The sequence below is a fragment of the Ruminococcus sp. FMBCY1 genome, assembly GCF_023921805.1.
GTDB classification, from domain to species: domain Bacteria; phylum Bacillota; class Clostridia; order Oscillospirales; family Acutalibacteraceae; genus Ruminococcoides; species Ruminococcoides intestinale_A.
In genome coordinates this window covers 1,991,651-2,016,910 of record NZ_CP074197.1, presented here as the reverse complement: position 1 = coordinate 2,016,910, position 25,260 = coordinate 1,991,651, and the positions used below count along the sequence as shown (strand labels likewise).

The window sequence follows — 25,260 nt, the reverse complement described above, 5'->3', positions numbered from 1 at the left end:
AAAACTCACAAAAACATCATTAAAAAGAGAAAAACGGCGGATTTACAATGAAATCCGCCGTTCGTTACAGCTTAAAAAAATATACAAACTATATTGGTTTTAAAACAATGTCTTTTAAAATCGCTATAATAAATATAAGTCTGTCTGTTGTTACTTTCTCTTTGCAAAGCAATCGCTGCAGTAGTAAGACTTGCCTTCCATTGGCTTGAAAGGAATCTTTGCAACACCGCCACACTCTGCGCAGGTTGTTTCAAAAAGTTCACGAGCCGGTTTAGCAGCATTCTTACGAGCCTGTCTGCAAGCTTTGCAACGCTGTGGCTCGTTTACGAAACCTTTTTCAGCATAAAATTCCTGCTCGCCTGCTGTGAAAACAAATTCATTTCCACATTCTTTACATACTAATGTCTTATCTTCGTACATTGTTTTTTACCTCACTTTTGTACTGTATAATTGTTTTGCCCTTTTGCGGAATTGCACCGCTTAATCTTTTAAGGACATATAATGTAAGGAAATTTTCTTTTTGGCTCTTTGCAACGCATTGTCGGCTGACTTTGCGGATATGCCAAGTTTTTTTGCAGCCTCAACATAACTCATTCCGCCGCAGTACAGCATCAGTACCATATACTCTCTTTCCGAAAGCAAGGTTTTAAGTTCGTCTAAAAGCAAAGAATAATGTTCTTTTGCAAGCATCAGCTGCTCCGGGTCTGTACTTTCGCCCTCAAGCTCGTCGTTGTCTGCATCAAGCGACACAAGGCTTGAACTCGGCACGGCTTTTTGCCTTTGAGCTTTACGCACAATAGAAATAAATCTGCGTTTTGCAACAATATCAACATAACTTTTAAAAGAGGCTTTGTTGTTGCTGTCAAATGTTCGACAAGCGTACAAAAGTCCCAAAAGTCCTTCCTGAACAAAGTCGTTGCGCTCGTAACCGTCCGCAGAATATTTTTTTGCCAAAAAGCCAATATTTCGCAAGTATCTTAGCGTAAGCACATCAAAAGCACTGTCATTTCCGCTTTTTACAAGCTCTGCAAGCTTTGCATCCGAAAGCTCTGAAAGATTTTTTAACGATTCAGACACAAGCTCACCTCAAAAGACTTTTCCTTACTGTAAATAATAACCTATTTCCTTTTATTTGTCAATAAGAAAGTAAATATTATTTGTAAATTTTTTTAATCCGTTCGTCAATAATTGTGCAGAATTTACATATTTATATATTTTTTGACTTGTAAGCAAAAAGATAAAATGGTATAATATTATGTAGTTTTTAATAAGAGGTGCTTAAAATGGTTGTGAAAATTAACAGTTTCGGTCTTATGGGAATGGACAGCTATCCCGTAGAGGTTGAGGGCGCAATTAACAAAGGATTTCCCACATTCGATATGGTAGGACTGCCGGATGCCGCCGTAAAGGAAAGCCGTGACCGTGTTAAAAGTGCAATGAAAAATTGCGGATTTAATTTTCCGACCGCACATATCACAATTAACCTCGCCCCTGCCGATATAAAAAAGGAAGGTCCTATATACGATTTGCCAATTCTTATTGCAGTGCTTAAGATGACAGGCGCTGTAGTTGCGGAAATTTCCGACTCGGCATTTTTGGGAGAACTGTCACTCGGCGGAGATGTACGACCCATAAACGGCGTACTCCCTATGGTAATAAAAGCCCGTGAACTCGGTTATCAAAAGATATATGTACCTTTTGCAAACGGCGCAGAGGGCGCAGTGGTTGACGGCATTGAAGTTTATCCCGTTAAAAATATTTTACAACTGATTGCACACTTGAGCGGCGATAAACCTATTGAACCTGCCGTTGCGGAAATTGATGAAGATAATACAGACAAACAGTTTGTGCCCGATTTTTCACAGGTTAAGGGGCAGGCAGAAGTAAAAAGAGCACTGGAAATTGCGGCTGCAGGAGGTCACAACATACTGTTAATCGGTCCTCCCGGATCGGGTAAAAGTATGCTTGCAAAGCGTATTCCGTCAATTCTGCCCGATATGACATTTGAAGAAATGATTGAAACCACAAAAATTCATTCAATAGCAGGTTTGCTCGACAAAAACGGACTTGTACGCACACGACCGTTCCGTTCGCCGCATCATACGGTAACTGCCGTGGGTCTTGGCGGAGGAGGTACAGGAACAGTTCGACCGGGTGAAGTATCGCTTGCTCATAACGGCGTACTTTTTCTTGACGAATTACCCGAATTTTCCCGAATGTCGCTTGAAGTGCTCCGTCAGCCTATTGAGGACGGAAAAATTACGATTTCCCGTTCGCACGGAAGCTACACTTATCCTTGCAACATTATGTTGGTTGCGGCAATGAATCCGTGCCCGTGCGGATATTTTAATGACCCGTCAGGAAAATGCACCTGTACTCCGCAAAAGATACATAATTACCTTAATAAAATCAGCGGTCCGCTGCTTGACCGTTTTGATATACATATAGAGGTATCGGCAGTTAAATTTGACGAGCTTAGAGATAAAGAACAGACGGAGCCGTCTGCCGAAATTAAAAAGCGTGTTGACAAAGCAAGAAAAATTCAATCCGAACGCTACAAAGGCACAAGTACAAGCTGTAACGCAAATATAAATGCCGAACAGTTTGAAAAAGTATGTATTATTGATGACGAGGCGGAGCAAATGCTGAAAAGTGCGTTTGAAAGTATGGGAATGACCGCAAGAGCCTACGACAGAGTGCTTAAAGTCGCAAGGACGATTGCCGACCTTGATAACAGCGAAATCATTAAATCCGACCATATTCTTGAGGCAGTGCAGTATCGCAGTTTGGACAGAAAGTATTGGGGAAAATGATTTTCGGTTATAAAATTCAGATTGGATAATAAAAATTGTCTGACTGAATCACAGATCAGATGCAGACAGCCATAGCGGAGAACAGCCGGATGGCACTTGAACAGAATGAATATGAGAGAAGATATGCTGACCTTACCGAAAGGTACAATACCATCAAAGCAGATTATGACAAGATTTCAGAACAGATTGAAAGCAAAAAGGCTCAGAGGGAATTATTCAAGGGTTTCATCCGGGCATTGGAAAAGCAGGGTGCTTTGGTAGAGGAATTCGATGAGGGACTTTGGAGCAGCCTTGTTCATGAAGTGGTGGTAAAGTCAAAGGATGATATACTATTCATCTTTAAGAACGGATTTAAGATAAAAACGAGATAAATTAAATCCTGATTTGACATATATTATAATAGAAGAAAAAATTCAGAAATTTGATAATAAAAGGTCGTATTCGTCAGTAACCATCGGGCTTGTCGGGTTTGACCTTTTATATTGCAAAAATATGACATAAATATGACATAAAATTGATATGCGAATCAGCCGATATAAGGTATAATAAGTGTGTTGAGTTTTACAAATCGGAATTGACAGAGCTCTTTGAGCGAGGGATGATTCTTGTCCGATGGGCAAGAAGATGGGAGCAAGATACAGAAAAATTGGGATTTGTTTATGAGGTGACTTATGGATATAAAGATTGAAAACGGCAAAATCATTTTTAGCGAGAATAATATTAAATATTCTTTTGATGCTCACGGAGAGTATCCTCGTCCGTCAATAATGCCTGCAATCAGCGTTGGTGGAAAGCATTTGTCAAACAGAAGCGAGGATATAAAAATCGAAAAGCATACAGCCGTTCAGGACATTGCTATCGGAAATAATATGGCTGCATGGTATACTCAGGAATTTCTGCCCGACGGAGCCGATTACAAGTTAAGCAAAAAAGCAAGCATATATATTGGAGATTTCTCTACGGGAAAAGAAAAGCTGATATATAAAGGTGAATGTTACGGTGATCTTTGCTTTTACGAAAACGATTTGTTTTTCAATATAGGCAACAAAGTTGCTGTATATCACTTAAACAGCGGAGAATCCGAAGTATTGTTCAAGCATTCAGGCATCAAGAAAAGCGGCATAGACTTGCATATTACGCCAAAGCGTATCTTTTTTCAGCACTGGACACATAGTAATAACAATACAATGTGGTATGACCGTGAAACACAAAAACTTATCAATCCGCATTTTGATGGATCTGTTATGTTTTTCCTTGATGATGAAACAATTATCTACAAAGGTCTTAATCATACCTGGATTTATGATACTAATTCTATGAAAAAGAAATGTTTTTTCAGTAATAAAGACCGTAATAAGATAATTGAAATGGTAGGAATGTTTTTTGATATCCCTAAAGAACATATTAATAAATATACTTCTTCTTGGACAAAAATAGAGCTCAACGGTTTTGAGAATGGCAGATTATATTTTAAATGTTTCCTTGACTATTTTGAAGAAAGCTCTTCTTTTGAAGATGACCAAAGAAATTGTCATTCATTGGGGCTTCCATCAATAGCTCAAACGCAGATATCCTGCGATCTTTCCGGAAAAAACATTATAATAGAAGCAGACAAATCTGACATCGTAATTGAAGAAAAGCCATATAACACACTCCACATGGAGAAATTCGATTTCACAATGGTTACAAAAAAGGCTTTTCGCGACAAACAAGAAATTAACGAATAATCTATTGGTTGTTTATCATAGTGATAAATTCAAGTTTGTCGGGCTGACGAGATACAGAAAACTAGATAACAATAATCAACAGGCAGGTGGTCTTGTAACGAGACCGTCTGCCTTCTTTTATGCCTGCAAGTGCCATTTCTCAAGGGGTGTTCAAATGAACCCCCTTTGAACACCCCTAGGGGAAATAAGGTTAAATTGTATCAAGTTCAGTGTTCCAACGAATCCGTGCCCGTGCGGATATTTTAATGACCCGTCAGGGAAATGCACCTGTACTCCACAAAAGATACATAATTACCTTAATAAAATCAGCGGTCCGCTGCTTGACCGTTTTGATATACATATAGAGGTATCGGCAGTTAAATTTGACGAGCTTAGAGATAAAGAACAGACGGAGCCGTCTGCCGAAATTAAAAAGCGTGTTGACAAAGCAAGAAAAATTCAGTCCGAACGCTACAAAGGCACAAGTACAAGCTGTAACGCAAATATAAATGCCGAACAGTTTGAAAAAGTATGTATTATTGATTACGAGGCGGAACAAATGCTGAAAAGTGCGTTTGAAAGTATGGGAATGACCGCAAGAGCCTACGACAGAGTGCTTAAAGTCGCAAGGACGATTGCCGACCTTGATAACAGCGAAATCATTAAATCCGACCATATTCTTGAGGCAGTGCAGTATCGCAGTTTGGACAGAAAGTATTGGGGAAAATGATTTTCGGTTATAAAATTCAGATTGGATAATAAAAATTGTCTGACTGACTATAAAATTATCATACTGTTATTAATATAAACAGCCACACCTTGCGGTTCTTTTTTGCAAGGTGCGGCTGTTTTAATCTGTATTTGAATTAACAATTTCCGCAAAGGACGAATACTCCGGCTTTTTTGTAAAACTTTTCAAAGTATCAAAAAAACCTTCTTCCTCACTCTCCCTTTTTATTTCAAACGGTATCTTCTGTTCTCGCAAGGACTGCTTTAAAAACAAATTAACCGCTGTTGACAAATCAAGCCCTAAATCCGAGTACAATTCCTGTGCCGATTTCTTTAACTCGCTGTCTATGTTTATATTTGTACTGACAATCATTTTATCACTTCCGTTTTTATTTACTATACTTATTATATGAAGTATTTTTCATTTGTATGTTTTTAAAAGTCAAGAAAATATCGGCATTTTTAAAAAGGTCAGAAAAAGTCAAAAAAATTTTAAAATTTAGTATTTGCGAGTATTCAGGAGTATTTGCGAGTATTTTTTAAATTAGCATTTGATTTTTGACTTTATTTGACTTTGACTTTCTCTGACTTTAGTTCTATAATAAAGTCACAATCTGAAAGAGAGGCGAGAAAAGATGAGAATGAGCGATTTGGTCGCTAAATATATTACAGAAATGCTCGACGAGCAGAACGGCAGTGCGGAAATTCAGCGAAATGAACTTGCGGGAAATCTTGGTTGTGTGCCAAGTCAAATAAATTATGTTATCACCTCACGCTTTACTCCGGAACAAGGTTACATTGTTGAAAGCAGACGAGGCGGCGGCGGTTACATAAGAATAAGCCGTGTAAGTATGGATAGAGGTACTGCTATAATGCATATAATTAACTCTGTAGGCAATTCGCTTGACAAAGCTTCTGCCGAGGCAATGCTTAACAATATGGTCAACAGGTCGATTATTCAACTTAGCGTTGCAAAGGTTATGGCGTCTGCGTTGTCGGACAGAGCGCTTCATACAGTCGAGCAGGAAAAAAGAGATTCGCTCAGAGCTGATCTTTTTAAGAATATGCTTTTAGCAATATCATAAAAGCAGGAGGTATTTATTATGAAATGTCAAAAATGCGGTGTTAATAATGCTAACACACATGTTAAATCTATAATCAACGGAGAAATCAAAGAATATGACCTTTGCAGTGAATGTGCAAAGAAAATGGGATACACAAATGTGTTCTCTGACATTGAGGATGAATTTTCAAACTTCCTCGGCAGTTTCTTTGGCAACGCACTTCCGGCAAGAACACAGGCAAGAAGATGCGAAACCTGTGGCAGCACTTATTCGGAAATTGCAAAAACAGGTCATGTAGGCTGTGCCAATTGCTATGATGTATTTGGCGACGAACTCTTCCCACTTATCAGAAGAATTCACGGCAACACAACACATTGCGGCAAGAACAGCGACAGAACGGTTCAGAAAGCCGAAAAGCACGAACCTACAAAAGAAGAAAAAATTGCTCAATTAAAAAATGAACTTGACGCAGCAGTCAAAGAACAGAATTTTGAAAGAGCCGCAGAATTAAGAGATACAATCAAAGGAATGGAGGCATAATAATGAGTGACAATTCAGTAATTTCCACAAGAGTAAGACTTGCAAGAAACCTAAAGGATTTTCCTTTTCCCTGCAAGCTTTCACCCGACGGAATGGAAAAGGTTATTGAAAAAGTAAGATCGGCTGTCAAAAACAGCAACAGCTCAATCGCCTCCGACTTTAAATTCATTAAGATGAGCGACCTCACCGAGGCACAGTGTGTTTCCCTTGTAGAGCGCCGAATAGTAAGCCCCGAGTTCATAAGCAATACAGAGGGCAGAGCATTGCTTGTAAATTCCGATGAAAGCCTTTCGATTATGATTAACGAAGAGGATCACATCAGAATACAGGCAATTACAAAAGGTCTTGCGCTTGAGCAGACATATGACCTTGTCGATAAACTCGACACCTTGCTTGATGAAAGCCTTGACTTTGCTTTCAGCGAGAAACTCGGTTATCTTACCCAATGCCCGACAAACCTCGGCACAGGTATGAGAGCGTCGGTAATGTTGCATTTGCCGGCACTTGAAAAGAGCCGAGCAATCGGCAGAATTGCAGGCAATCTTTCAAAACTCGGTCTTACCATAAGAGGCACTCACGGCGAGGGCACAGAGCCAAAGGGAAGTTTATATCAGCTTTCTAACCAGGTTACACTCGGCATCTCCGAAAAAGCTGCCATTGAAAACCTTAAAAATATAACATCACAGCTTATCTCGCAAGAGGAGCTTGCAAGGGAGCGTATCTGTTCAAACATTGATGTTCAGGACAGCATAAGCCGCAGCTTGGGTATTCTTAAATATGCCCGTACAATCGCACACGATGAGGCTTTACAGTTGCTTTCAAATGTTCGTTTGGGCATAGTTTCGGGACAGCTTAAAGATGTTCCTTTGCTTACAATCGACAAGCTGATGACAGATGTTGAACCTGCTACGCTTATGGTAAACAGCGGTAAAAATCTTTCCGCTGCACAGCGTGATGTGGCAAGAGCAGATTTGCTCAGAAAAGCACTTGAAGAAGTGTAAAAAATAATCAGTAAAAAATTATCGAAAGGACTGACGATTATGTATGAATTCAGAGGATTTACTCAAAAGGCAAACAAGGCATTAAACCTTTCTATTGAGTCAGCTCAAAATTTCGGTCACGACTATATTGGCACCGAGCATATTCTGCTTGGTCTTATAAAAGAGGGCAGCGGTGTTGCCGCCGCAGCTCTTGAAGAATGCGGCGTAACGGCGGAGGCACTCGAAAAAGAGATTGCCAATGTTGACGGCAGAGGTATTCAGACTTCCCTCTCACCCGACAGCTTTACTCCCCGTACAAAGCGTGTTCTCAGAACCGCAATGATGATTTCTGCAAGGACAGGCAGCAGCTATGTAGGCACAGAGCATATTTTGCTTGCAATAGTTTCCGAAAGTGACAGCTACGCTACAAGTATTTTAAGAAAACTCGGCGTAAGTTCTAATGCTGTTGCAAATGCGGTTGCAGGCGGCTTACAGAAAGGCTCATCCGAAAATCAGTTTTCGGGGATGGAAAACGGCTACCCACAAGGCAAAGAAGAGGGCGGCTCCGCACTCGAGAAATTCGGCAGAGATTTGACAAAGGCTGCCAAGAACGGTGAAATTGACCCTGTTATCGGCAGAGAAAAAGAAATAAAGAGAGTTATTCAGATTCTCTCAAGGCGTACCAAAAACAACCCTGTGCTTATCGGTGAGCCGGGCGTAGGTAAAACAGCAGTAGCCGAGGGACTTGCCCTTGAAATTGCAAACGGCAATGTACCTGAAATTCTGCGTGACAAAAAGGTTGTAAGTCTTGACCTTACAGGTATGATTGCAGGTGCTAAGTACCGTGGCGACTTTGAGGAAAGAATCAAGTCCGCAATTGATGAAGTTAAAAAGTCAAAGGACACTATCCTCTTTATTGATGAACTCCACACCATTGTAGGTGCAGGGTCTGCCGAGGGCAGTGCCGATGCGGCAAACATCTTAAAGCCGTCGCTTGCAAGAGGTGACTTCCAGGTTATCGGTGCAACAACCATTAACGAATACAGAAAATACATTGAAAAAGATGCGGCTCTTGAGCGTAGATTCCAGCCTGTAAAGGTTGGCGAACCTACAAAGGAGCAGGCTGTTGAAATTCTTAAAGGCTTGCGTGACAGCTACGAGGCACACCACAAGGTAAGAATTACAAACGAGGCTATTGAGGCCGCCGTAAATCTTTCTTCCCGTTACATTGCCGACAGATACCTCCCGGATAAGGCTATCGACCTTATTGATGAGGGTGCATCTAAGGTAAAACTTAAGGGTCTTACCTCTCCTCCGGACATCAAGTCGCTTGAAGAGTTAATTGACAAACTTGAGCAGGAAAAAGCAAGTGCCATTAACGAGCAGGACTTTGAGCGTGCCGCAAAATTAAGAGATGAACAGAAAAATGTTCAGTCACAGCTTGACACAGCCAAAAAGGAATGGTACGAAAACAGAGAGAACCGCAACGGCGAAGTTACTCCGGAGGTTATCGCTGAAATTGTATCGGAATGGACAGGAATCCCTGTTGTTCAGCTTACAAAAGAGGAAAGTGAGCGACTTCTCAACCTTGAAAAAGAACTTCACGAAAGAGTTGTCGGTCAAAACGAGGCAGTAAGCTCCGTTGCCAAGGCAATCCGCCGTGGCAGAGTAGGTCTTAAAGACCCTAAGCGTCCTATCGGTTCATTTATCTTCCTCGGTCCGACAGGCGTAGGTAAAACAGAACTTTGCAAGGCACTTGCCGCCGCTATGTTCGGTGATGAAAACGCTATGCTCCGTATTGATATGAGTGAATATATGGAGAAGCATACGGTATCCCGTCTTGTAGGTTCACCTCCAGGATATGTCGGTTTTGACGAGGGCGGTCAGCTTACGGAAAAGGTAAGAAGAAAACCATACTCGGTAATCCTCTTTGATGAAATCGAAAAGGCACACCCGGATGTATTTAACATTCTTCTCCAAATCCTTGATGACGGCAGACTTACCGACTCACAGGGCAGAACGGTTGACTTCAAAAACACTGTTATCATTATGACATCTAACATAGGTGCAAAACTTCTTACGGAAAAGCACAGTTCACTCGGATTTACCGATGAAAACAGTGAAAACAAGGAAACCGAAAACACCAAGGAGCTTGTGCTCGGCGAACTCAAAAAGGCTTTCCGTCCCGAATTTATTAACCGTATTGACGACATCATCGTATTTGACAGACTCAGCAAGGACGAGATTAAAGAAATTGCAGTCAAGATGCTTGCAGGTCTTAAAAAGCGTTTGTCCGATATGGAAATTGAAATTGAATTTACAGACGAGGCTGTTTCCGCAATTGCCGACAAGGGCTTTGACGAAGTCTACGGTGCAAGACCTCTTCGCCGTGCCATAACATCAGACATTGAAGATCCGCTTTCGGAGAAAATGCTTGACGGCACAATTAAAGCAAAAAGCAAGGTTAAATGCGACTTTGCAGACGGAAAGTTTACCTTTGCCGAAGCAAAGTAAAAAATCCTAAAATTTAATATATATTTTTTGACTTTCGGTTAAAAAATATGTTATAATGATTTATCCGCTAAAATACCGTTTTTGGCGGATAAATCTGCTTTTAGATTTAATTTTGGCTTTGCCGACAAGGAGGTTTTTAATTATGGAAATCACAAAGAATTCTATCATCGGTGATGTTCTCGACAAATATCCCGAAACTGCCGAGGCTTTCTTCAGCATTGGTATGCACTGCCTTGGTTGCCCTGCATCAAGAGGCGAAACAATTGAAGAGGCTTGTATGGTTCACGGTGCAAATGCCGATGAGCTTATTGATGTTCTCAATCAGATTGCAAACAAATAATTTGTCCGTTTTTCACATTCGGGCTGAAAGGATTGATTAATTTGCAAAATAAAATATCTCTCGACAACAGGCTTAGAATGTGTGCGGATTTTGTAAGGCAAAACGCAAGGCTTGCCGATATTGGCACAGACCACGCATATCTTCCGCTGTGGCTGTGCCTTAACGGCACCTGCCCGTCTGCTGTTGCCGCAGACATTAACCCCGAACCTCTCTCAAGAGGCCGGGCTGCAATAAAAAGTTTTAACGCCGAACATTTGATTTCCGCAAGACTTTCAAACGGACTTGAAAACATAGCAGAAAACGAAGCTGACGATTTTGTAATTGCAGGTATGGGCGGGGAACTTATCGCAGCCATTCTTGACAGCTGTACATATGCAAAAAGCAGTGAAAAGCACTTTATTCTACAGCCTATGACCAAAAGTGAAGTTTTGATTAAATACCTTTTTGACAACGGTTTTGAAATTTTAAAACAGGACTGCTGTACCGCCGCAGGCAAATGCTACACAGTACTTCTTGTATGCTACAGCGGTAAAAAACACGAATACACGCAAACCGAGCTGTATTGTGCAAAGCTGCAGCCGTCCGTAAAATCCACACACAGGCTTTTTACAGAAAAGCAAATAACAAAACTTGAAAAACAGGCAAAGGGCGATGCCCGTTACGCTGAAATCGCAAAAAAGCTAAGGGAGATGCTCTGATGACTACAATAAAAGATATACTTGAATTTTTTGAGGAATTTGCACCCGTTGATACCGCTATGGATTTTGACAACTGCGGTCTGCTTATAGGCAGTAAAAACAAACCTGTAAGCCGTGTGCTTGTTGCTCTTGACATAACAAACGAGGTCGTTGACGAAGCAGATAGGCTCGGCGCAGAGCTTATCATAAGTCATCACCCCGTTATTTTTAATGCAATAAAAAAACTTGATTCCTCATCTGTTCCCTACCGTCTTGCGGAAAAAAACATTTCTGCCGTTTGTATGCACACAAACCTTGATTTATCCGAAAGTTTCGGTGTAAACCTTTGCCTTGCAAACGCAGTGGGACTTAAAAACACAAGACTTTGCAAAAGCGGCGAATGTCTTTTTATGGGCGAACTCGACACGGATATTGAAAGTTTTGCAAAAACCGTAAAAACAAATCTCAATTGCAGCGGACTAAGATACACTAATGTAAAAAACGAGATTCACAAAGTCGCAGTATCATCGGGAGCAGGCGGTTCCAATGTGGAAAGTGCATTTTATGAGGGAGGCGATGTTCTGCTTACAGGTGAAATAAAACACCACGAAATTCTGCTTGCAAACGAACTCGGAATTTCAATTGTTGACGCAGGACATTTTAAAACCGAAGATATTGTAATATCTCCGCTTTGCCGTAAACTTTCTGAAAGATTCGGTAACACCGGCTTTACAAAATCGGAAGTATGTAACGATAAGATTAAATACATTTAAGCAATGTATTATTTATTAAATATTCGTTGCAATATCTGTAATAATTTGATATAATAGTATGATGAATATTTATGAGGAGATGCACATTAAGTGCATAATTTTACATTATGAGAATCAGAAAGAAAAAATGGGCAGAGCCTGAACTTGCGGTTTGCGATTTTTTTGTAAAAAATCCTGAAGAACACGCAGGCAAATGGAACGAAACTTTTAACAACGGACTTCCTCTTTACCTTGAAATAGGCTGCGGCAAAGGCGGGTTTGCAGGACAGTTTGCCGTTAAAAATCCGGATAAAAATATTATTGCGGTTGACATTAAAATTGATATGCTCGGCGTCGGCAGACGAAACATTGTTGAAATTTTCAAGAACGAGGGCAAAACAGACGCCGATATTACAAATCTTTTGCTTGTAAACTACAATGTAGAGCAAATTGATAAAATAATTACAAAGGACGATAAAATCAAGGGTATGTTTATTAATTTCTGCAACCCGTGGCCTCGTCCAAAGCACAACAAGAGAAGACTTACATTTCCCAAGAAACTTGAAATGTACAAAAATTTTCTTGACGAAAATGCCGAAATTCGATTTAAGACCGACGACGACGCACTTTTTGCGGACAGTCTTGAATATTTTGAGCAGAGCGGTTACGAAATCATTTACAAAACATACGACCTGCACAACAGCGATGTTACAGACAATATTGAAACCGAGCACGAAAAAATGTTTTCTGCCGAGGGTATAAAAATAAAGTATTTAAGAGCTGTTGTAAAGCACGATTAATTTTAACTTTTTATAAAGGAGGGACGGATATGAAAGTCAAAGCGGTTATTTCCGCCGCACTGTTGTGTGCGTTTGCGATCTCCGCAAGCGGCTGTGACGGCGCAGACATAGGAACAGACAACCTTATCCGCCCTCCGAAAACTGTCGGTGACGAGGCGGAAATCGAACAGCTTATTGCCGACACCGCAGGCAGCGGATACACCTTAAAATATCCTAAGTCGGGCAACTACCGCAGTGCCATAGTTATGAAAGACCTTGACAATGACGGTACCGATGAAGCAATTGCTTTTTACCGCACGCCTAACGAAACCAAAGCGGAAGTGCATATGCTTGTAATGTACTGCGCAAACGACGAATGGAAGCTCTCCGAAAACTGCGCCTTAGACGCAACCGATGTTGACTGCGTTGACTTTGCCGATGTAACGGGCAGCGGTACGCTTGAGATTCTTTCGGGCTACACTACATATAACTCAAGCATTAATAATCTTGCCTGCCACTCATACTCAAACGGCAAAACAAACAGGCTTACTGTTGAAAGCAGTTATTCAAGTTTTTACTGCTCCGATTTTGACAGTGACGGTGTAAACGAAGTAATGCTGCTGTCACTATATACCACAGAAAACGACGCAACGGCAAATATGCTTGTTTACAGCGAGGAACGTAACTGTCTTTACTCAAAGGCAAGCGTAAAAATGGACCCGAATATTACAAGATTTAAAAATATTACGGTAACAGCTGCCGAAAATGGACAAAATGTGCTTATAGTTGACGGTTGTTTTGCCAATGATGATACCGTCACACAGATTATTTATTTTAATACCGAACTTTCGGTTTTGAGAAATCCGCTTTATAAAGAAAAAGATAAAAATATTACTCAACGCTCTGCCGATATAATCTGTACGGATATAAACAACGATTCCGTTACGGAAATTCCTGTCGTTGACAAATTACCTTCAACAAGCGATGAAGATAAATCGGCTGTTGCGGATAAAATAAGCTGGAACAGTTTTTATCCGCAGAGTGAAATTTTAAATCACTTATCCGACCAAATTCCCGATTACCAAAACGGCTACAGCTTTACCGTTCCCGAAAGCTGGGCAGACGGTACATATACCGTCAGACTTGACAGTGAAAAACGGGCTATGAGCTTTTTTGAATGGGATTCCGACAACTTAGGACAAAAAGTATTTGAAATCAGAGCTTTTAAACTTGAGCAATGGGATGTCGGCGAGGACAGTGACGCTTATACATTAATATATAAGAACGAAAGCACAGCATACGCTTTTGCGGATGTAAACGAAGAAACATCACTTTCAATCAGCGAAGACGATATAAAAACAGCTTTTTCACTGATGACAGTTAATAATATATAATTTTTTTGGATAAAACACATTACGGAGGTTTATTATGAAAAAAATTCTTGTTTGTGAGGACGAGGCTGCAATTCGTGACTTTGTCGTTATCAACCTTACAAGAGCAGGCTATGATGTAGTCGAGGCTGACTGCGGCGAGGCTGCACTTCAAAAATACGAAGAACACAACGGCGACTTTGATGTTGCCATTCTTGATGTTATGATGCCGGGTATTGACGGTTTTCAGGTTTGTAAGGAGCTTAGAAGCCGCAACGGCGGTATCGGCATTATTATGCTTTCCGCAAAAACACAGGAAATGGATAAGGTAACAGGTCTTATGCTCGGTGCTGACGATTATGTTTCAAAGCCTTTTTCACCAAGCGAATTGCTCGCAAGAGTTGACTCCCTTTACAGAAGAGTGGCACTTGCACAGTCACACGCCGAAAACAACTTCAAAGAAGAGCTTAAAAGCGGCGAATTTACACTTAACTTAAGAAACCGTGCACTTATGAAAAACGGTAAGATGATTGAACTTACACAGGTTGAATTTCAGATTATGGAATACTTTTTCTCTAATCCGGGTACTGCCCTCGACAGAATGGACATTTTAAACCATGTTTGGGGTGACGCTTATGTCGGCGAGGACAAAATCGTTGATGTAAACATCAGAAGACTTAGAATGAAAGTTGAAGACGAGCCGTCTAATCCTAAGTACATTATCACCGTATGGGGACTTGGCTACAAGTGGAACGCCTGAACTTAAGGAAACACCTTTAAGGAGGGCGACAGCGTAATGTTTAAGGGTATTACAAAACGCTGGATGTTAAACACATTGAGCGTTATATTTACAATAATAGTTCTGATCGTTGTCAGCCTTATCTTTGTTATTACATATGTTTACCAAAGCAGTGTTGAACAAACACTTTCTTCGGCAGGCAATGAATTGTCGCTTGTATTTTCAGACTACGAGAGCGACAACACAACAAGTTTTAATTCATCTGCCCGTGAATATGTTGAAAACTTTGACCGTAAAGAGCAAATGGAAGTTATTGTAATAAATTCATCGGGCAGAGTAATAATGACTTCCACGGGTTTTACCCCGTCGGATAAAACTCAAATGCCTGATTTTCAGGACGCTCAAAACAACTCAAACGGTTACGCCGTATGGAACGGCAAACTTCTCTCCGGAGAAAGAGCAATGAGCGAAACCCGCATTATCAGCAATTCAAACGGCGTTATGCTCGGTGCCGTAAGATACATCGTGTCTATGGAACCCGTGCACTCAAGAATCTTATTTATTTCTGTTCTTTGCGTTGCGGGCGGTCTTGCAATAATGGCGCTTGTATTTTTGTCGGGACTTATGTTTATCCGCTCCATTGTTAAACCGATAGGCGAACTTTCACTTATAGCCGGTCAGATTGCACAGGGCGACTTTTCCGCCTCCGAAAAAATCGAGCATAAGTACGATGACGAAATCGGCGACCTTTGTGACGCTATATCGGATATGGCAAAGGATTTGCAAACTACCGAACAGACTAAAAACGATTTTATTTCAAGAGTATCTCACGAATTAAGAACCCCACTCACGGCAATAAAAGGCTGGGCAGAAACCATGCAGCTCAACGAAAAAGGCAAACTCGACAGGCGCACCTTTGACAAAGGTATGGGCGTTATTATAAAAGAAAGTGCCAGACTTACAAGCATAGTTGAAGAACTTCTTGATTTCAGCCGTATTCAGAGCGGCAGAATGGTGCTTAACAAAGAGAAACTCGATATTCTTGCCGAATTTGACGAAACCGTATATATGCTAAAGGACAGAGCCGTAAACGAGGGCAAGCATTTACTCTATGACGAACCTATGGACGCAATGTATCCGCCTGTTTACGGTGACAGCAACAGACTTAAGCAGGTTTTCCTCAATGTAATTGACAACGCACTTAAATACACACCAAAGGGCGGTGTGGTTGCGGCACAGGTTATTTACAGTAAGGATGACCCCGACATTATAAAAATTATAGTTACCGACACCGGCTGCGGAATACCTGCCGAAGACTTGCCAAAGGTTAAAGAAAAGTTCTATAAGGCAAATCAGACGGTACGAGGCTCGGGAATCGGTCTTGCAGTTGCAGACGAAATTATGAATCTGCACCACGGCTCTCTTGACATCGAAAGCGGAGAGGGCGTTGGCACAACAGTTACTCTTACCTTCCCTATCTACAAAGAGGGTGACGAGGATCAGCCGCAAACAGAAAATGTAAAACTATGAACGAAAGGATTGTGCGATGAGAAAAGTCAGTACAAAAAAAATCACTTCAATAGGCGGCAGTGCTCTTATTGAAGGTATTATGATGCGTGGTCCTAAGCGTACTACCGTATGCGTAAGAACAGGCGAAAACGAAATTTACAGCGAAGACATAAAAATGACTACTATTCCCGAAAAATGCAAACTTTTTAAATTGCCGCTTTTACGAGGAATAGCAGGACTTATTGATTCAATGCGACTTTCTTATAAATCGCTTATGCTTTCCGCTGACAAAGCAGTTGAAGCGGGCGAAGTGGAAGAAGAAGAACCGAGCAAGTTTGAAAAATGGCTTGACGAAAAATTCGGCGACAAACTTGTTAAAGTAATAATGGTGTTTGCTTCAATCTTGGGTGTGGCACTTGCGGTCGGTCTGTTCTTCTTTCTACCGTCTTTCCTGTTTGACCTTACGGCAAATGTCGTACCCGTCTTTCAGGGTGACGGCGAGAGCGCTGTTTTCTGGAAATCAGTTTTTGAGGGTGTATTAAAGATAGCCCTCTTCCTCGGATACATTGTATTATGTTCACAAATGACAGAAATGAAGCGTGTATTTATGTACCACGGTGCAGAGCACAAAACTATTTTCTGCTACGAAAACGAAGAAGAGCTTACCGTTGAGAATGTAAGAAAACAGATTCGTTTCCACCCCAGATGCGGAACAAGTTTTATGGTGCTTATGCTTATTGTAGGCATTGTAATCGGTCTTTTTATTCCCGTTGCTCCGTTTGGAATCGGATTTTTAAGACCTGTATTTAAAATTCTCCTCCTCCCTGTTTCTTGCGGCGTAGGCTATGAGCTTATTAAAATATGCGGAAAGCACGATAACGCTTTTACAAGAATTATTGCCGCTCCGGGACTTTGGGCGCAGAGAATTACAACAAAAGAGCCTGATGACAAGATGATTGAAGTTGCCATTGAGGCTATGAAAGCTGTTATCCCCGATGACGGCACAGATATTATTAACAACAAATAATTGCGAGGCTTTATTATGACTGTCGGCGAGGCTTACAGAAAAACTAAAGACATTTTAACAGAGGCAGGGTTTGAAGCTCCTGCCTTTGAGGCTTTGTGCCTTACGGAAAAAGTTTTCGGGTTTAACCGTCTTGCGCTCATTACAAAGGGCGAAGAAACTGTTGCAAGTGAAGAAAAACTTGCGGTTCTTGCCGAGCTGACAGAAAAACGCCTTAATCACGAACCGCTGCAGTATCTCCTTGGAAAGTGGAGTTTTATGGGAATTGACTTGCTTGTCGGCGAGGGTGTTCTTGTTCCGAGAGATGACACAGAGGTAGTTACTTCGCTTTGCATAGATTACTTATCATGCAAAGAAAGTCCGAATGTAATTGACCTTTGTGCAGGTAGCGGCGCTATTTCTCTTGCGCTTGAAAAATATGCAAACTGCAAAGTAACAGCGGTAGAACTAAGTGACAAGGCTTTTTCGTATCTTACACAAAACATTAAATTAAACAATTCTGCGGTAAACGCCCTGAACGGCGACATTTTTGAATGTCACAAAGACATTGCCGATAACAGTCTTGATCTCATAGTATCAAATCCTCCGTATATCAAAACTGCCGATATTGCATCATTACAGAAAGAAGTTCAACACGAACCTGCAATGGCACTTGACGGCGGCGAAAGCGGTCTGGACTTTTACCGAAGAATTGTTCCTTTATGGAAATCAAAACTTAAAGCAGGCGGTGCGCTTGCTTTTGAGCTTGGAGAAGGTCAATATGACGAGGTAAGCCGTATTTTGGCAGACAACGGCTTTGGCGGAATCACCGAAAGTATAGACTTCGGCGGTATTCAAAGGGCTATAATTGGGACTTTGCTCCAAAAATAGAAAATTAGTTCGATTTTTTAGCCCTATACTTATTGCATTTTTTATGACGATATCTTATAATATACAAGTAATCAAACGGATTAACTAAAATTTAACCTGCATATACGGGAGGTACTTAATAATGGCTTTAGATAAGGAAAAAGCGTTGCAAACTGCGCTTACTCAAATAGAAAAGCAATTCGGTAAAGGTGCAGTTATGCGCCTTGGCGAAAATAAACATATGAATGTTGACCACATTTCAACAGGTTCTCTCACACTTGACATCGCACTCGGTATCGGCGGTCTTCCACGAGGCAGAATCGTTGAAATTTACGGCCCGGAATCTTCGGGTAAAACCACGCTTTCACTCCACTGCATTGCAGAGGGACAGAAAAACAACGGTAATGTTGCCTTTATAGATGTTGAGCACGCACTTGACCCTACCTATGCGGCTGCACTCGGAGTAGATGTTGACTCCCTCCTCGTTTCACAGCCTGATACAGGTGAGGACGCACTTGAAATTGCCGAAGCACTTATCCGAAGCGGCGCTATTGATGTAATAGTTATCGACTCGGTTGCCGCTCTTGTACCAAAGGCTGAAATCGAAGGTGAAATGGGCGACAGCCATGTAGGCTTACACGCAAGACTTATGTCACAGGCATTAAGAAAACTTGCGGGCGCAATCAACAAGAGCAACTGCGTTGCTATCTTTATCAACCAGCTGCGTGAAAAAGTCGGCGTTGTTTACGGCAACCCGGAGGTTACCACGGGCGGCAGAGCGCTTAAGTTCTACAGCTCGGTAAGAATAGATATTCGTAAGCAGGAAGTTCTTAAGCAAAACGGCGAAATGATAGGTGCACACACAAAAGCAAAAGTCGTTAAGAACAAACTTGCACCGCCTTTCAGAGAGGCTGAGTTTGATATTATGTACGGCAAGGGTATTTCAAGAACAGGCGAATTGCTTGACCTTGCAGTAAAGGCAGATGTTGTTCAGAAAGCAGGCGCATGGTTCAGCTATGACGGCAAGCGCCTCGGACAAGGCAGAGATAATGTAAAGGAACTTCTTGAAAACGACAAAGAACTTTCAAAAGAAATTGAAGATAAGCTTATGGCAAATATAGACAAAGTTGTTGCGGCAAGCTCTCCAGCCAAAAAGGGCGCAAAGGCAAAGATAACCGAAGTTGCCAACGCTAAAAAGCCCGCCGACGCTCCTGCAGAAAATGCAAACAGCGCAAACATTGATGTGCTTGTTGACGAATAATGAAAATTACAGAAATCAAACCACGCAGAAAAAGGCTTAGCGCTGTTTATATTGACGGTGAATTTGCCGTTTCTCTCGACACACAAACGCTGATTGAAAACCGCTTTGATGTCGGCAGAGAGATAGACGACGAAGATTTGCACGAAATTATAAAGCTAAGCAATGAAAGGCGTGCAAAAGAAAAAGCTCTTTGGCTGTTGTCGTACAGAGAACATTCAAAAAAAGAGCTTGAGGATAAAATCCGCCGTACGGCAGACGAAGCTTCTGCACAGAAAGCTGTTGACAGAATGGAAGAGCTCGGCCTTGTGGATGACGAGCGTTTTGCAAGACACTATGCCGAAAAACTGCTCAACTCCAAGCATATGTCAAAGCGTGGCATTGCCTTTGAACTTACAAGAAAGGGCATTGATAAAGAAACCGCCGAACAGTTATGCGATGAACTTGATATTGATGTTCACGAACAAATAAGAGCGGTTATTGAGAAAAAATATAGGAATCTATCCGATGAAAAGGTAAAAAGAAGAGCTGTTGCCGCACTGCAAAGGCTCGGTTACCGCTGGGACGACATAAAAAGCGTTCTTTCGGAATATAATGAGGATGAAACAGATGAGTTCTAAAGTTGGTATTGTATCACTCGGTTGCCCTAAAAATCAGGTTGACGCTGAAATGCTGCTTTTTACATTAAAAAGCAAGGGCTTTGAATTAGTAAACGACCCCGCAGACGCAGATGCGGTTATTGTAAACACCTGCGGATTTATTGAATCGGCAAAACAGGAAAGCATTAACGAAATTATAGAACTTGGCAAGCTAAAGCAAGAGGGCAAAATCAAAGCCATTATTGTAACCGGTTGTCTTGCAGAGCGCTATAAAAACGAAATCACCCGTCAGCTTTACGAAGTTGACGCAGCACTCGGAATCGGCGCTAACTCTCAAATTGCGGATGTTGTAGCCGAGTTGCTTTCGGATAATACAGAACATAAAGAAAAAATCGAGGAATTCCCCGACAAACAGCTTTTATGTCTTGAGGGCAGAAGAATACAGTCAACTCCTCCCTACACCGCTTATCTCAAAATTGCGGAGGGCTGCGACAACCGTTGTACATACTGCGCAATTCCTATGATTAGAGGTAAATTCAGAAGCCGCCAACCCGATGCGGTTGTTGAAGAAGCAGAACAGCTTGCCAAAGACGGCGTAAAAGAGATTATTGTTATTGCTCAAGATACAACACGCTACGGTGAAGACCTTTTCGGTGAACCTTACCTTGCAAAACTTTTAAAAAGGCTCTGTAAAATTGACGGATTAAAATGGATAAGAGTGCTTTATTGCTATCCGGACAGACTTACAGATGAACTTATCGACACCTTTGCAGAGGAAGAAAAACTTGTTAATTACATAGATTTACCGCTCCAGCATTGCGACGGCAACATTTTAAAGAGAATGAACAGACACGGCAATCGTGAAAGTCTTACCGCATTACTTAACAAGTTAAGAGCAAAAGTACCCGATATGATTCTTCGTTCAACATTTATTACAGGTTTCCCGGGCGAAACCGACGAACAGTTTGAGGAACTTGCGGAGTTTGCCGCTGAAATTAAATTCCAGCGCCTGGGTTGCTTTGCCTACTCGGCAGAAGAAGGCACACCTGCGGCAAGTTTTCCCGACCAGGTTGACGATGAAATCAAACAGCACAGAGCCGATATTATTATGGAACATCAGCAGAGCGTTATGGCAGAATACTGCGAAAGCCTCATCGGCAAAGAAATTGAGGTGCTTGTAGAAGGTTATGACAGAATTGCGGAATGTTTCTACGGCAGAACCTATGCCGACGCACCTGAAATTGACGGATGTGTATTCTTTACCGCAAGCGGCACCAAACCACAGCCCGGCAGTTTTGTAAAGGTTAAGATTACAGATTATACGGATTGTGACCCAATCGGCGAATTGGCAGAATAATTTTATTTACATATAACCGACATCGGCATATAATATAATGGTGTCAAAAGGAGATCAGAGGGCAATTATGAATTTACCGAACAAACTTACTTTAAGCAGAATAATACTTGTGCCGTTCTTCGTGGCATCCTTGTTAATAAATTTTCCTTTTCACACAGCAGTTGCCCTTGTAATTTTTGTTGTGGCAACTTTTACAGATATGTTTGACGGTAAAATCGCAAGAAGCAGAGGACTTGTAACCGATTTCGGCAAGTTTGCAGACCCGCTTGCAGACAAAATTCTTGTATTAAGCGCATTGCTTTGCTTTGTGCAAACAGGTTGGTGCGACTGCATCGCAGTTATTATCGTACTTTTCAGAGAATTTTCAGTAACTTCTATCCGCCTTGTTGCCGCTTCAAAAGGCAAAGTCGTTGCCGCAAATATTTTCGGCAAAATCAAAACCGTAACCCAGCTTGTAGCTATTATTGCCATACTGTTAATGCAGTTTTTAATTGAATTATTTACCGTAAAATCTGCATTTTCCGTTGATACAATTTTGTATCTCCAAGGCATATTTACAGTAGTTTCACTTTGCCTTATTTGGATTTCAACAATTATGGCTCTTGTTTCGGGCGTAATTTATATTGTTCAGAACAAGCAGTTTATAGCAGATATGTAAAAAATCAACACCACATCGGATGTGATACTTTGTTTAAAACACTAAAGGCCGACCTTGACGCCGTTATGGAGCGTGACCCTGCCGCAAGAAACCGAGCCGAAGTATTCTTTTTATACTCGGGTTTTAAGGCTGTGCGCTCTCACCGTAAGGCTAATTGGTTTTTAAGGCACAATATGAAGTTTATTGCCCGCTGGATTTCACAGCGCAGCAGGCATAAAACAGGAATAGAAATACACCCGGGAGCTACCATAGGCAAGGGATTATTTATTGACCATGGTATGGGCGTAGTTATCGGTGAAACAACTATCATCGGCGACAACTGCACAATTTATCAGAATGTAACCCTCGGCGGTACAGGTAAAGATACGGGAAAACGACACCCTACACTCGGCAACAATGTGCTTGTAGGTTCGGGTGCAAAGGTGCTCGGCCCGTTTAAAGTCGGAGATAACGCACGAATTGCCGCAGGTGCGGTAGTATTGAGCGAAATTCCGCCGAATGCCACAGCGGTAGGTGTACCTGCCCGTGTGGTGAAAATCAACGGAATACGCAGCGAAACTCTCGACCAGATTCATGTTTCAGACCCTGTCGCACTTGCACTTTGCAGTCTGGAACAAAAAATTACAGATCTACAAAAAGAAATTGACGCTCTAAAGGCAGAAAAGGAAAGCAAAAAGTAAAGGAGCAGTAAAATGATTTTATACAATTCATTGGGACAGACAAAACAGGAATTTATACCTCATACAGCAGGCAAGGTTAATATGTACACCTGCGGCCCTACTGTTTACCACTTTGCCCACATCGGCAACCTTAGAACTTATATTATGGAAGATGTGCTTGAAAAGTACCTTCGTTTTGCGGGATATGATGTTAAGCGTGTTATGAATATCACCGATGTCGGCCACCTTTCAAGCGATGCGGATACAGGCGAGGACAAAATGCTCAAAGGTGCAAAGCGTGAGCACAAGACTGTTATGGAAATCGCAAAGTTTTACACTGACGCATTTTTTGAGGACTGTAAAAAGCTCAACATCAAAAGACCTGATGTTGTAGAGCCTGCAACAAACTGCATTGACGAGTTTATTCATATGGTTTCTGTTCTGCTTGAAAAAGGCTATGCCTATATTGCAGGCGGCAATGTATATTTTGATACTTCAAAACTTGATAATTACTATGTTTTCGGAAATATGAACGAAGATGACCTTGCTGTCGGCGTTCGTGACAGCGTTGAAGAAGACAACAATAAGCGTAATAAAGCGGACTTTGTTCTCTGGTTTACCAAGTCAAAATTTGACTCACAGGAGCTTAAGTGGGAAAGCCCATGGGGCGTCGGTTATCCGGGCTGGCATATTGAATGTTCAGCTATCAGCTGTAAGCACAACGGCGAGTATCTCGACATTCACTGCGGCGGTATTGACAACGCATTTCCTCATCATACCAATGAAATTGCACAGAGCGAGGCTTACCTCGGTCATAAGTGGTGCAAGTATTGGTTCCATGTACTCCACCTCAATGATGCAAGAGGTAAAATGAGTAAATCAAAGGGTGATTTTCTTACCGTATCTTTACTTGAAAGCAAAGGTTATAACCCTCTTGTTTACCGTTTATTCTGCCTACAGAGCCATTATCGCAAGCCGCTTACTTTCTCTTATGACAGTCTTGACAATGCGGCTATCGCTTATGACAAACTCATTAAGAAGATTTCTACACTTTCTCCTGACGGAGAGCCTGATATGGAAGCTGCCAAGCCTTATCTTAATGAATTTAATGACGCTCTCGGCAACGACCTTAACACTTCACTCGGTCTTACTGCCGTTTACAGCGTATTAAAAGGCAACATCAGCGATGCAACTAAACTTTATCTCATAGGTGAATTTGACAAGGTTCTCTCTCTTGACCTTACAAAAGCACAGGAGAATAAATCTGAAAACCCTGTAAACGAAGAAGTTGAGTTACTTATTGCACAGCGTACCGAGGCTCGTAAAAACAAAGACTGGGCGACTGCCGACGCTATCCGTGATAAACTTAAAGAAATGAAAGTTGTTGTGGAAGATACAAAAGACGGCATTAAGTGGCATTTTGAAAACTGATTTTAAAACCGAATAGAATAAAATAAAAATCCCTTTCATATACTTTGACATAAGCAAAGTCAATACGGAGGGGATTTTATGCGTCTTTATATAATAACAAAACGAACCTTATTTTCAATTGGATTTTGTCTGCTGATTGGTGTAATTGCGGGCGGAATTGCTTTGACTTCTACCGTACAGGCAATTCAGACCGCAAGCGCACAGCGAGAAATCCCCATTTACTGCGTTGATACAGATAAAAAGCAGGTAGCGCTGTCTTTTGACGCCGCATGGGGCAACGAACAAACCGAACATTTACTTGATATTCTTGATAAATACAATGTAAAAACAACATTTTTTCTTGTCGGCGATTGGGTAGAAAAATATCCCGAGTCTGTAAAAGAGATTTCAAAGCGTGGTCACGATGTAGGCAATCACAGCAATACGCATCCGCATATGACGCAGATGTCGGTTGATGATATGAATATGCAGATTCAGACTTGCAACGAAAAAATCAAAGCATTGACAGGCAAATGCCCTACCCTGTTCCGTGCGCCTTACGGTGACTACAACAACGATGTGGTAAAGACGGTAAAAGCTAATAATATGTACTGCGTGCAGTGGGATGTTGACAGTCTTGATTGGAAAGACCCTACTCCAAATCAGATTACCCTGAACATAACAAATAAACTTAAAGACGGCAGTATTATACTTATGCATAACGGCGCAACAAATACACCCGAAGCTCTGCCAATCGTAATTGAGGCTATAAAAGCACAGGGATACGAAATAGTGCCGATAAGCCAAATTTTGTTAAAAGGCAATTACACAACCGATGTACAAGGTAAAATGCTCCCTGCTCAAAATGCCACATCATAATGTTTTAGCGAAGTAACAATCAGGCAACCACTAAGCTATATGCCAAAATTATAAA

The 25,260-nt window shown here is 41.4% G+C and carries 27 protein-coding genes; 24 read left to right on the top strand and 3 right to left on the bottom strand.

Features of this window, described 5'->3' with window-relative positions:
* Positions 1 to 150: 150 nt before the first annotated feature.
* Both KGF34_RS09875 and KGF34_RS09870 read right to left on the bottom strand, forming a co-directional pair.
* On the bottom strand, positions 151 to 420 hold the full coding sequence (locus tag KGF34_RS09875) for a zinc-ribbon domain containing protein (RefSeq protein WP_022235006.1): 270 nt from the start codon (positions 418 to 420) through the stop codon (positions 151 to 153).
* Between the two features lie 60 nt (positions 421 to 480).
* Entirely contained in the window at positions 481 to 1,077 is a 597-nt protein-coding gene (locus KGF34_RS09870; protein ID WP_252558877.1) for a sigma-70 family RNA polymerase sigma factor, read from the bottom strand.
* A gap of 206 nt (positions 1,078 to 1,283) precedes the next feature.
* On the opposite strand from KGF34_RS09870, the gene KGF34_RS09865 reads away from it, so the two are divergent.
* The 4 genes from KGF34_RS09865 to KGF34_RS09850 all read left to right on the top strand — a co-directional run bounded on the left by KGF34_RS09865 (position 1,284) and on the right by KGF34_RS09850 (position 5,249).
* Entirely contained in the window at positions 1,284 to 2,813 is a 1,530-nt protein-coding gene (locus KGF34_RS09865) for a YifB family Mg chelatase-like AAA ATPase (protein ID WP_252558876.1), read from the top strand.
* An 89-nt stretch (positions 2,814 to 2,902) separates the two neighbouring features.
* A complete protein-coding gene (locus tag KGF34_RS09860) occupies positions 2,903 to 3,184 on the top strand; it encodes a hypothetical protein (protein ID WP_252558875.1) in 282 nt (93 codons plus the stop codon).
* A 300-nt stretch (positions 3,185 to 3,484) separates the two neighbouring features.
* Positions 3,485 to 4,540 carry a hypothetical protein gene (locus KGF34_RS09855; RefSeq protein WP_022234474.1) on the top strand — a complete coding sequence of 352 codons (1,056 nt, stop codon included), beginning with the start codon at positions 3,485 to 3,487 and terminating at the stop codon, positions 4,538 to 4,540.
* Between the two features lie 184 nt (positions 4,541 to 4,724).
* Positions 4,725 to 5,249 carry an ATP-binding protein gene (locus KGF34_RS09850; RefSeq protein ID WP_354667460.1) on the top strand — a complete coding sequence of 175 codons (525 nt, stop codon included), beginning with the start codon at positions 4,725 to 4,727 and terminating at the stop codon, positions 5,247 to 5,249.
* Between the two features lie 120 nt (positions 5,250 to 5,369).
* Here KGF34_RS09850 and KGF34_RS09845 read toward each other — a convergent pair whose 3' ends face one another.
* On the bottom strand, positions 5,370 to 5,621 hold the full coding sequence (locus KGF34_RS09845) for a type II toxin-antitoxin system RelB/DinJ family antitoxin (protein WP_252558874.1): 252 nt from the start codon (positions 5,619 to 5,621) through the stop codon (positions 5,370 to 5,372).
* 268 nt (positions 5,622 to 5,889) lie between these two features.
* On the opposite strand from KGF34_RS09845, the gene KGF34_RS09840 reads away from it, so the two are divergent.
* From KGF34_RS09840 to KGF34_RS09745, 20 genes are all read left to right on the top strand, one after another.
* Entirely contained in the window at positions 5,890 to 6,333 is a 444-nt protein-coding gene (locus KGF34_RS09840) for a CtsR family transcriptional regulator (RefSeq protein WP_333780943.1), read from the top strand.
* Positions 6,334 to 6,351: 18 nt separating this feature from the next.
* Positions 6,352 to 6,852, top strand: coding sequence for a UvrB/UvrC motif-containing protein (locus KGF34_RS09835; protein WP_252558873.1), 501 nt, complete (start codon positions 6,352 to 6,354; stop codon positions 6,850 to 6,852).
* A 2-nt stretch (positions 6,853 to 6,854) separates the two neighbouring features.
* Positions 6,855 to 7,853: a protein arginine kinase gene (locus tag KGF34_RS09830; protein WP_252558872.1), complete on the top strand. Its 999-nt coding sequence runs from the start codon at positions 6,855 to 6,857 to the stop codon at positions 7,851 to 7,853.
* Positions 7,854 to 7,892: 39 nt separating this feature from the next.
* On the top strand, positions 7,893 to 10,346 hold the full coding sequence (locus tag KGF34_RS09825; RefSeq protein WP_252558871.1) for an ATP-dependent Clp protease ATP-binding subunit: 2,454 nt from the start codon (positions 7,893 to 7,895) through the stop codon (positions 10,344 to 10,346).
* Positions 10,347 to 10,488: 142 nt separating this feature from the next.
* Positions 10,489 to 10,686, top strand: coding sequence for a DUF1858 domain-containing protein (locus tag KGF34_RS09820; protein ID WP_117705753.1), 198 nt, complete (start codon positions 10,489 to 10,491; stop codon positions 10,684 to 10,686).
* Between the two features lie 41 nt (positions 10,687 to 10,727).
* The gene (locus KGF34_RS09815) at positions 10,728 to 11,384 is read left to right on the top strand and encodes a class I SAM-dependent methyltransferase (RefSeq protein WP_252558870.1); all 657 of its coding nucleotides are present in this window, start codon (positions 10,728 to 10,730) and stop codon (positions 11,382 to 11,384) included.
* Positions 11,384 to 12,136 (top strand): Nif3-like dinuclear metal center hexameric protein, encoded by a 753-nt coding sequence (locus KGF34_RS09810; RefSeq protein WP_252558869.1) that lies wholly within the window; start codon positions 11,384 to 11,386, stop codon positions 12,134 to 12,136. Before KGF34_RS09815 ends, KGF34_RS09810 begins: the two co-directional genes overlap by 1 nt.
* Before the next feature lie 107 nt (positions 12,137 to 12,243).
* Positions 12,244 to 12,915 (top strand): tRNA (guanosine(46)-N7)-methyltransferase TrmB, encoded by a 672-nt coding sequence (gene trmB, locus KGF34_RS09805; protein ID WP_186935687.1) that lies wholly within the window; start codon positions 12,244 to 12,246, stop codon positions 12,913 to 12,915.
* A gap of 29 nt (positions 12,916 to 12,944) precedes the next feature.
* A complete protein-coding gene (locus KGF34_RS09800; RefSeq protein WP_195411087.1) occupies positions 12,945 to 14,288 on the top strand; it encodes a hypothetical protein in 1,344 nt (447 codons plus the stop codon).
* Positions 14,289 to 14,322: 34 nt separating this feature from the next.
* Positions 14,323 to 15,024, top strand: a complete 702-nt coding sequence (locus tag KGF34_RS09795; protein WP_022235019.1) for a response regulator transcription factor — start codon at positions 14,323 to 14,325, stop codon at positions 15,022 to 15,024.
* Positions 15,025 to 15,060: 36 nt separating this feature from the next.
* A complete protein-coding gene (locus tag KGF34_RS09790) occupies positions 15,061 to 16,533 on the top strand; it encodes a HAMP domain-containing sensor histidine kinase (protein WP_252558868.1) in 1,473 nt (490 codons plus the stop codon).
* 16 nt (positions 16,534 to 16,549) lie between these two features.
* A complete protein-coding gene (locus KGF34_RS09785) occupies positions 16,550 to 17,539 on the top strand; it encodes a DUF1385 domain-containing protein (protein WP_252558867.1) in 990 nt (329 codons plus the stop codon).
* A 15-nt stretch (positions 17,540 to 17,554) separates the two neighbouring features.
* Complete coding sequence (gene prmC / locus KGF34_RS09780) at positions 17,555 to 18,406, top strand: peptide chain release factor N(5)-glutamine methyltransferase (RefSeq protein ID WP_022235022.1); 852 nt, start codon at positions 17,555 to 17,557, stop codon at positions 18,404 to 18,406.
* Positions 18,407 to 18,527: 121 nt separating this feature from the next.
* Complete coding sequence (gene recA / locus KGF34_RS09775; RefSeq protein WP_178586275.1) at positions 18,528 to 19,646, top strand: recombinase RecA; 1,119 nt, start codon at positions 18,528 to 18,530, stop codon at positions 19,644 to 19,646.
* Positions 19,646 to 20,263, top strand: a complete 618-nt coding sequence (locus KGF34_RS09770; RefSeq protein WP_252558866.1) for a regulatory protein RecX — start codon at positions 19,646 to 19,648, stop codon at positions 20,261 to 20,263. The genes recA and KGF34_RS09770 overlap by 1 nt, the downstream gene beginning before the upstream one ends.
* Positions 20,253 to 21,599, top strand: a complete 1,347-nt coding sequence (gene rimO / locus KGF34_RS09765; RefSeq protein ID WP_252558865.1) for a 30S ribosomal protein S12 methylthiotransferase RimO — start codon at positions 20,253 to 20,255, stop codon at positions 21,597 to 21,599. Before KGF34_RS09770 ends, rimO begins: the two co-directional genes overlap by 11 nt.
* 67 nt (positions 21,600 to 21,666) lie before the next feature.
* A complete protein-coding gene (gene pgsA, locus KGF34_RS09760) occupies positions 21,667 to 22,257 on the top strand; it encodes a CDP-diacylglycerol--glycerol-3-phosphate 3-phosphatidyltransferase (RefSeq protein WP_252558864.1) in 591 nt (196 codons plus the stop codon).
* Positions 22,258 to 22,286: 29 nt separating this feature from the next.
* A complete protein-coding gene (gene epsC / locus KGF34_RS09755) occupies positions 22,287 to 22,937 on the top strand; it encodes a serine O-acetyltransferase EpsC (RefSeq protein WP_022235027.1) in 651 nt (216 codons plus the stop codon).
* 12 nt (positions 22,938 to 22,949) lie between these two features.
* On the top strand, positions 22,950 to 24,347 hold the full coding sequence (gene cysS, locus KGF34_RS09750; protein WP_252558863.1) for a cysteine--tRNA ligase: 1,398 nt from the start codon (positions 22,950 to 22,952) through the stop codon (positions 24,345 to 24,347).
* 78 nt (positions 24,348 to 24,425) lie between these two features.
* Positions 24,426 to 25,205 (top strand): polysaccharide deacetylase family protein, encoded by a 780-nt coding sequence (locus KGF34_RS09745; RefSeq protein ID WP_252558862.1) that lies wholly within the window; start codon positions 24,426 to 24,428, stop codon positions 25,203 to 25,205.
* Positions 25,206 to 25,260 lie beyond the last annotated feature (55 nt).